The organism is Enterococcus sp. 3G6_DIV0642 (assembly GCF_002140635.1).
Classification (GTDB): Bacteria; Bacillota; Bacilli; order Lactobacillales; family Enterococcaceae; genus Enterococcus_D; species Enterococcus_D casseliflavus.
The window spans coordinates 2,588,008-2,597,506 of the sequence record NZ_NGLH01000001.1; the positions used below are offsets into that span (position 1 = coordinate 2,588,008).

At 45.6% G+C, this 9,499-nt stretch carries 3 protein-coding genes; all 3 read right to left on the bottom strand.

The genetic code is table 11. From position 1 onward, the window contains the following. Positions 1-56: 56 nt before the first annotated feature. Positions 57-1,496 (bottom strand): glutamate synthase subunit beta, encoded by a 1,440-nt coding sequence (locus A5878_RS12495; RefSeq protein ID WP_005228830.1) that lies wholly within the window; start codon positions 1,494-1,496, stop codon positions 57-59. A 1-nt stretch (position 1,497) separates the two neighbouring features. Then, the gene (gene gltB / locus A5878_RS12500) at positions 1,498-6,003 is read right to left on the bottom strand and encodes a glutamate synthase large subunit (RefSeq protein WP_172462580.1); all 4,506 of its coding nucleotides are present in this window, start codon (positions 6,001-6,003) and stop codon (positions 1,498-1,500) included. Positions 6,004-6,369: 366 nt separating this feature from the next. Next, positions 6,370-9,165, bottom strand: coding sequence for an isoleucine--tRNA ligase (gene ileS, locus A5878_RS12505; RefSeq protein WP_060792854.1), 2,796 nt, complete (start codon positions 9,163-9,165; stop codon positions 6,370-6,372). Positions 9,166-9,499: the final 334 nt, after the last annotated feature.

Sequence of the window (9,499 nt, forward strand, 5' to 3'; positions counted from 1 at the left end):
CTCCCCTTCTAATTCAGAAGGAGGAATAGCTGCTCAGGTTGTTTTTTATTGATTGCTTATTGATACACCAAAGATCGTAACGCTTGATCGACTTTTTCTGCCGCTAAGCGTCCTTCACGAATCGCCCAGATGACTAAACTCGGTCCTCTTTTGGCATCTCCTGCGACTAACACTCGTTCATTGTTCGTCGTGTAATCATCGTACACTTCTCGCACACCAAAGGCATCGAAGAGTTGGGTCTCTGCACCAACAAAGCCCATTGCCAGCAAGACCAAATCCGCCTTGATCACTTGCTCTGTGCCAGGGATCGGCTGAAACTGTTGATCCACTGAGACCGTTTCGATGGCGATCAACTGGCCGCGTTCGGCGCCGATAAAGGCCGTTGTGGACACCCCATGATACGTCACTTGTGTTTGTAGCACTTCAGCCGCTTCTTCTTGCCCATATCCTGTGCGGGCTGTCATTGGGTATTCTGGCCAAGGATTGCTGTCGGTCCGTGTCAATGGCAGTTGGGGCGTGATCTCCAATTGACGCACAGAAGCGGCTCCTTGCCGAATCGCTGAACCAATACAGTCATTTCCAGTGTCGCCGCCACCAATCACGATAACATGCTTGCCAGCAAGTTTTTTACTTGTTGCCGCTTTGCCATGCTTTAACACATCTTTGGTTGCTTCCGTCAGATAATCGACTGCAAATTGCACCCCAGTCAATTCACGCCCTGGAATCTTCAAGTCACGAGGAACACTAGCTCCTGTTGCCAAGATGACCCGATCATACTGAGCGGCCAATTCTTCTGCCGACAAGTCACGACCGATCTCCGTATTAGCGACAAAGGTCACGCCTAGCTCTGCCATCAAGTCAATCCGTCGCTGAACGACGTCTTTATCTAATTTCATATTTGGAATACCGTACATCAGTAAACCGCCAAAGCGATCACTGCGTTCATAGACCGTCACTTGATGCCCTAGTTGATTCAAGCGCCATGCAGCGGATAAACCAGCTGGTCCGCTGCCGACGATGGCAACTTTGAACCCAGTCGCTTCTTGAGGCAATCCCGAGGCTTTGACCCAATCATTTTCAAAAGCAGTATCGATAATAAAGCGTTCATTGTCGTGGATCGTGACACCCGAGCCATTCAGTGCTTCGGTACAGCCTTTTTCACAAGGAGCTGGACAAACACGACCAGTCATTTCAGGTAATGGGTTGGTTTTGGCAAGACGCTCAAAAGCGGCTTGGAAACGCCCTTGATAAACCAAGTCATTCCATTCAGGAATCAGGTTGTCATTGGGACAACCTGAAACCGCTCGTTGCCCCCCGTAAAAAGAACCGGTATGACAAAAAGGAATCCCGCAGTTCATACAGCGTGCTGCTTGCTCTTGACGCTCATTTTCAGGCAATGGCGTCTGTAATTCTTGCCAGTCTTCGATTCGTTCTGCCACTGGTCGGGTAGGATTTTCTACTCTTGGGTACTTTAAAAAACCAAATGGATCTGCCATATTAGTCACGCTCCTTTCCTAGGATGGTCAATTGTGGACCGACGACAGCTTCGAAGGCTTTCGTCACAAGTTCATCTCCGACAAACCCTTGGTCCGCCAGGGTCTCCGTCGCTTGGATCATCTGATGGTATTCTGTCGGATAGACTTTGATGAAATGGTGCTGCTGATTTTCCCAATCTTCTAGGATCTCAGCCGCCTTCAATGAATCTGTATAGGCGAAATGCTGCTGGATCATCTCTTTTAGTTGGTGGTCATCGCCACTTTCGCCAATCCGATATAAATCGACCATTTCCCGATTGCATTTATCGGCAAAGGTTTGATCGGGGTCGTAAACATACGCCACGCCACCGGACATTCCAGCACCGAAGTTGCGGCCGGTTTTTCCTAATATCACCACGACACCGCCAGTCATGTACTCACAGCCATGATCGCCAACACCTTCGACAACGACATTGGCTCCACTGTTACGAACACAAAAGCGTTCGCCAGCAATGCCTCGGAAATAGCCTTCGCCTCGATTTGCCCCGAAGCACGCTACATTACCAACAATTGGTGAATGCTCTGCGTCATAAGCGGCATCTTCAGGTGGCACAATGATCAAGCGGGCACCGCTTAACCCTTTGGCTACATAATCGTTGGCCTCACCGATCAGTTTCAACTGGATGCCCTGGGTGGCAAAAGCCCCAAAGCTTTGTCCAGCAATACCTCGATACGTAAACTGTAACAGACCTGGCGTAACTTCATAATTGCCAAAACGTTCCGCGATCCAGCCTCCTAAACGCGCGCCGACTGAGCGTTGAACATTATTGATCGTATGATTCGTCACGATTTCTTGATTGTTGTCGATAGCAGCTTGTGCAAAAGCATCTAATTCTGGCCATTGACGTTTCTCAAGGAATGGATCGGTCACTTTGCGTTCGATTGGGATTGTCGTCCCAATCATTTTCGAAAAGTCTAATGATTTTGCTTTGCCTTTAGCAACGAAGCGTGGTGTCAACAATTCCGCATGTCCTACCATCTCATCGATGGTACGAAAGCCTAACTCAGCCATCGTTTCCCGTAGATCTTCTGCTAAAAAGTACATCGTATTGATGATGTGCTCAGGTTTTCCAGCAAAAAATTTTCGCAACGCTGGGTTCTGTGTAGCAATGCCGACAGGACATGTATTGATACTGCATACCCGCATCATGACACAACCAATCGCAACTAGCGCTAAAGAGGCAAAGCTATATTCTTCTGCTCCTAAAAGAGCAGCAATAGCGATGTCCCGACCCGTCATCAATTTTCCATCTGTCTCTAAGGTCATTCGCTGCCGCAAATGATTCATAGCTAACGTTTGATGGGCTTCTGCGAGCCCCATCTCCCAAGGCAAGCCGGCATCACGGATCGAATTTCTCGGAGAAGCACCGGTCCCACCGTCATAGCCTGAGATCACGACTACGTCTGCGCCAGCTTTGACGACACCGGTAGCGATCGTACCCACGCCCGTACTAGAAACCAATTTGACATTGATCCGTGCATACGGATTGATGGCTTTTAAGTCATAGATCAGCTGGGCTAGATCTTCAATCGAATAAATGTCGTGATGTGGTGGCGGTGAAATCAATCGAACACCAGGCGTAGACCCTCGAATCTCGGCGACCCACGGGAAGACTTTATTGCCTGGTAATTGGCCGCCTTCTCCAGGTTTCGCTCCTTGCGCCATTTTGATCTGAAGTTCATCTGCACTCATTAAATATTCGGCGTTGACACCAAAACGGCCAGAAGCTACTTGTTTGATGCGACTATTATAATTAATGCCCTCTACTGGTTTGAAACGATTTCGGTTTTCGCCACCTTCTCCACTGTTGGATTTTGCCCCGATCGCATTCATTCCTTCAGCAATACAGCGATGCGCTTCTTCACTTAGTGAGCCGTAGGACATCGCCCCGACTTTAAATCGTTTGACGATCGTTTCGACAGGCTCCACCTCAGCTAACGGAATACTGCGTCTTGTGTTCGCAAAGGTCCACATAGACCGTAACGTCGTTGGATTGTCCAATGCCTCTTGATTCATTTCCGCCGCATATTCTTTATAAAGCTCATAACTGCCTGTGCGAACGGCTTTTTGGAACCCATAGATCGTTTTTGGATTGAACAAATGATGCTCCCCATCGGCTTTGTACTGGAAACTACCGCCAGAATCAAGATAATCCATTCGTTTTTCACCATATGCTGCCTCATAACGCGTCAGATATTCTTGCTCGATTTGCGCTAACGAGAGACCACCGATACGGGTAACCGTGCCGGTAAAATATTCAGCGATGACTTTCTCAGAGATACCAACCGCTTCAAACAATTGTGCCCCGTGGTAACCGGCGATCGTTGAGATCCCCATTCGTGACATGATTTTGACAATGCCCTTTTCACATGCCTTGCGGTAACTCTCGATCTTCTCTGAAAGCTCAAAATGCGCCAATGTCTGGTAAGCCCCATAAGGATGGACCCCACTTGCTCCGTAGCCGACTAACATGGCATAATGATGGACCTCACAGACTTCCGCAGTATCCGCAACGATCGATGCCAAGGAACGTTTGCCTTTTCGCACCAAATAATTGTGCAGGCCTGATACCGCCAAGAGAATCGGAATCGCCACTTTTCCTTCTTGCGATTGGATGACTTCCCGATCACTTAAAATGACGATCGTTGCCCCAGCATCGATTTTTTGCTCCGTTTCTTTAAAAAGCGCTTCTAACGCTTGTTGCAAAGCTACCCCGTTTTCTGGTACATAATCATAAAGAATCGACTGTAAAACCGCTTTTTGACCATTTTGATTTAACTGTTTGATCTTTTCATATTCACTCGTTTTTAACACAGGACTAGCAATCTTCAGCTTATTACAATTGATTCGGATGTCCTTTGAAACATCCCCATCTCGACCTAAAAACAGCTCGGTACCGATCACTAATTTTTCGCGAATCGCATCAATGGGTGGATTGGTCACTTGGGCGAATTGTTGCTTGAAGTACGTAAACAAGGATTGGGGACGTTCGCTCAAAATAGCTAAGGGTGAATCAAACCCCATGGAGATCACTGGTTCTTCTCCCGTTTGAGCCATAGGTAAAATCAACGTGCGTATGATCTCATCCGTGTAGCCATTTCGTTTCCAAAGGGTCTGAATCGCATCGTCTGCTGTTTCCTCCTGCTTCTCAGTGTCGGGAAGCAGCTCTGGTGTCAATAGGTGTTCCGCTAGCCACTCCTGGTAAGGGTGGGCATTCGCATAATGCGCTTTGATTTCTTGATTTCGTAAAATCACCCCTTTTTTGGTATCCACCAAAAACATATTTGCTGGTCCAAGCACCCCTTTTTCAATCACTTCCGATGCTGGCAGATCCACAACTCCTGACTCAGAGGCCACGACAACAAAACCAGCTTTCGTGATCGAGTAGCGAGATGGTCGCAATCCATTACGATCAAGGGCAGCTCCCACCATCTCCCCATCGGTAAAGCATAAAGCTGCTGGTCCATCCCAAGGGGCCATAAAGCTTGCATTGTATTCATTAAAAGCCGTCAGTTCTGGCGTCAAGCCAGCTTCTTTAGACCATGCTTCTGGCACCATCATCAACAGTGCTTGGGGAATGTCTCGACCTTGACGATACAAGTATTCCATACAGTTTTCCAGCTTTGCCGAATCGGAGTTTTCGTCATCGTAGACTTCGATCTGATGTCCATGCATCCAATTTTCCGCCCCGCGTAACGTGTTGATTTCGCCATTATGGGCTAAGAAACGAAAAGGTTGCGCCCGACTCCAGCTTGGAAAGGTATTCGTTGAAAAACGAGAATGGGTCAAAGCAATACTCGAAGTCATTTCTGGGCTTTGAAGATCTTTGAAAAACAAGCCAACTTGATAGGCATGCAGCATCCCTTTATAAACAACTGTCTTACTGGACAAGCTGCAGATAGACAACTCATCGGTATGATACGTTTTTTCCAGTTTACGCCGTAGCCGGTAAAGCTGATCTTCAAAGGGACGGCCAGCTGCTACATCGACAGGCTTTTCAATAAAGACTTGCACAAAAGATGGCATGACTTTTTGCGCCCCCGGCCCACACTGATAATAATCATATGGAACGTCGCGCTGCCATAAAACCGTAAAACCCGTTTGTTGAATATCTTTAGCTACTTCTTCTTGGACCTGTGCTGCTCGGAGCTTTTCTTTCGGTAAAAAAAACATCCCAACAGCATAGGCGCCTTTTTCAGGCAATGGGATTCCTGCCTCTTTTGCCTGCTGCTGAAAAAAAGGATCTGGCATCGCCATCAAGATTCCTGCTCCGTCCCCCGTGTCAGGTTCAGCGCCAGTTCCCCCTCGATGATTCATCCGTTCTAACATCGTTAAGGCATTTTGGACGAGCTCTCGGGAATAATGACCATTTTTCTGAGCAATGAACCCCATCCCACAAGCATCTTTTTCAAAAGCGGCATCGTACATCGTTTGGTTCGTTGTTTTCATCATCTCTAAATCACTCATGGAATCACACTTTCTTTCAATATTCTGAATATTCCGATTTTTAACAGTTTACAACCTGATTTTCTATCTGGCAAGTTTTTTTTACTTGATCCAATTTAGTTGATTTCTTCCTTCAAGGGTTACTTACATCCACAGAACAAATAGTGACTTGTAAATCACAGGCAGGAATCTTCGTCTAATAAGGTTTTTTTATTATACAATAAACTGTCGGAAAATTATTGCAAACAAATGAGAATCGTTATCAATTAACGCGAATTTTCTCATTTGGATGTCACAAACAGCTGCTTATGTCCCATTTTCAAGGAACAAGCTTGACTGATTTCAAAAAAAAGATGACCCGCAATGGGATCATCTTTTTCCGTTTTTTTATTTTTCAAAGCCTTCTGCAACCGCTTCAGGATAGTTTTCTTTGACAATAGCTGCGCAATGGCCGCAAAGTGTTGGTAGCTGCTCTTCTACACCGACATCCACACGGACTTGACGACAACGTTCGCAGACTTCACCTTCGGCTTTTTCCACTAAGATCGCCACGTCTTCAAATTGATAGGCCGCTTCTGGTGCTGCTTCACCTGCTTCTTTGATCGTTAAGAAGTCCGGTGAAATGATAAGCAATTGAGCGATATCTGAATCGATAGCTTTTAGTAATGCCGCAACTGGCTCAGTTGGATAAACAGTGACTTTCGCTTCAAACGATTTCCCGATCAATTTTGCATTACGTGCTTCTTCCAATGCTTTTAAGACATTGTCACGGAAATCAAGGAAAGCACGCCATAAATCAAGCAGCTCTTCTTGGTTAGCAAATGTATCATAGCCAGGGAACTCCGCTAATTGGACATATTCCTCTTCTTCTTTCAAATGTGACCAGATTTCTTCTGCCGTATGCGGAATGATCGGCGTCAGTAATTTCGTCAACGCAACCGCTGTTTGATAGAAGACGGTTTGCATGGCGCGACGTTGGAAATCATTTTCAGCTTCGATATAAACAACATCTTTCGCAAAATCCAAATAGAAGGATGACATATCGACTGTCAAGAAGTTAATGACTGTTCGGTAAATATGCAAGAAGTTGTATTTTTCATAACCATCTTCTCGGATCGTTTTGATCGTTTGATTCAAACGAACCATCATGTATTTATCGACAGAACGCAAGTTTTCAAATGGTACGCTGTCTTTTGCTGGATCAAAATCACTCGTGTTCGCTAATAGGAAACGCATGGTATTGCGAATTTTCCGATAGACTTCTGATACTTGATTCAAGATATCCATAGACACTCGGACATCCGCTTCGTAGTCAACACTGCTGACCCAAAGGCGCAAAATATCCGCACCCATTTGGTTGATCACTTTTTCTGGTGCAATGGTATTACCAAGAGATTTACTCATCTTACGGCCTTCGCCATCTAAGGTGAAGCCTTGAGACAAGACGGCTTTGTATGGTGCGACTTCATTGATCGCCACACTAGTTGTGATACTTGAGTTGAACCACCCGCGATATTGATCAGAACCTTCCAAGTACATGTCAGCTGGGAACGTCAATTCTGGACGTTGACGTAACACGGCTTCGTGAGAAGAACCTGAATCAAACCAAACATCCATGATGTCAGTTTCTTTCGAGAATTTACCGTTTGGTGAGCCTGGATGCGTGAAGCCAGCCGGCAGCAATTCTTCGGCTTCTTTTTCAAACCAAATCGTTGAACCATGTTCAGCAAACAAGGTTGCCACATGCTCGATCGTTTCAGGCGTGATGATGGCTTCGCCGTTTTCTGCATAAAAGATTGGCAATGGTACACCCCACGCACGTTGACGAGAGATCACCCAGTCGCCGCGATCGCGAATCATATTGTATAAACGGGTTTTGCCCCATGGAATGATCCAATCTACTTTTTCGATCTCATCCAAAATGTTTTGACGGAACTTATCAATTGAAGCAAACCATTGTGGCGTTGCCCGATAGATGACTGGTTTTTTCGTCCGCCAATCATGTGGATAGCTGTGAGTAAAGAAGTTTAGTTTTAATAGCGCCCCTTTTTCTTCTAAAAGCTCAGTGATCATTGGATTGGCTTTGTCATAAAAGACCCCTTCAAATCCTGGTGCTTCTTCTGTGAAGACCCCACGGCTATCGACTGGTGATAAGACATCCAGCCCATATTTTTTGCTGACGATGTAGTCATCTTCCCCGTGTCCTGGTGCAGTGTGGACCAAACCTGTACCGGCATCCAATGTCACATGATCCCCTAACATCAACAGAGATGTACGGTCATAGAAAGGATGTTGCGCCGTCATTTTTTCTAATTGATCGCCTGCCAATTCTTGCAATACTTCGACAGATTCCCAACCAATCTCATTCGTCACGGTTTCTAATAAATCTTTTGCCACGACAAACTTACGACCATCAGCCAAGATTTGAACATAGGCAAAGGTTGGATTCACAGAGATTCCTAGATTCGCTGGCAAGGTCCATGGCGTCGTCGTCCAGATAACAAAAGATGTATCTGAATCAAGCAAATCTTTGCCATCTGCGACTGGGAAAGCAACATAGATCGATGGTGATTTCACATCTTTGTATTCGATCTCGGCTTCTGCTAGTGATGATTCACTAGATGGTGACCAGTAGATTGGTTTTAATCCTTTGTAGATATAGCCTTTTTCTGCCATTTTTCCGAAAACGCGAATTTCTGCAGCTTCATAATCGGGCGTCAGTGTGATGTATGGGTGCTCCCAATCACCAGAAACCCCTAAACGTTTGAAGTCAGCTCTTTGTGTATCCACTTGTGTCAAAGCATATTCTTCACATTTTTTGCGGTATTCTGCCAAGCTCATTTCTTTGCGCTTGATTCCTTTATTTGTCAACACTTGCTCGATCGGCAAACCATGGGTATCCCAACCAGGTACATAAGGGGAACGGAAACCTGACATTGATTTGGAACGTACGATAATGTCTTTACTGATTTTGTTCAATGAGTGTCCGATATGGATGTTCCCATTTGCATAAGGAGGACCATCGTGTAAGACAAAGGTTGGCTTGCCTTCATTTAATTCTTGACGGCGTTGATACAATCGATTTTCTTCCCATTCTTTTTGCCAATCCACTTCTCGGTTCGGCAAGTTGCCTCGCATTGGAAAAGCGGTTTTTCCAAGATGCAGTGTTTCTTTCATTTTCATTCTTGTTTCGCTCCTTTTCGTCTCACTACGTTTCCGTATAATTTCTAAATCCATTGACTCGACCAATCAATTGCTTCAATTGAACGTATCAAAATGGATTGGTTGCCATGACTTTCTTGTGTTTAGGTCTCACTGATTTTAAAAATCAATCCTAGTGATTCCTCGTTTGGTTACTACGCTCTCGGCAGTCGCCTAGTACTGTTCATCATCTATTCTGTCTTGCTTCCACAAGCCAATCATAGTGATTCCTAGTAAGGTTACTACGCTCCCTACTGTCGCCTAGTACTGTTCATCATCTATTCTGTCTTGCTTCGCAAGCCAATCATAGTGATTC

What these genes read in the sequence shown, in the direction of transcription:
- ileS (WP_060792854.1), bottom strand. Translation starts at nt 9,165, where the DNA reads ATGAAAATGAAAGAAACACTGCATCTTGGAAAAACCGCTTTTCCAATG.
- gltB (WP_172462580.1), bottom strand. Translation starts at nt 6,003, where the DNA reads ATGAGTGATTTAGAGATGATGAAAACAACGAACCAAACGATGTACGAT.
- A5878_RS12495 (WP_005228830.1), bottom strand. Translation starts at nt 1,496, where the DNA reads ATGGCAGATCCATTTGGTTTTTTAAAGTACCCAAGAGTAGAAAATCCT.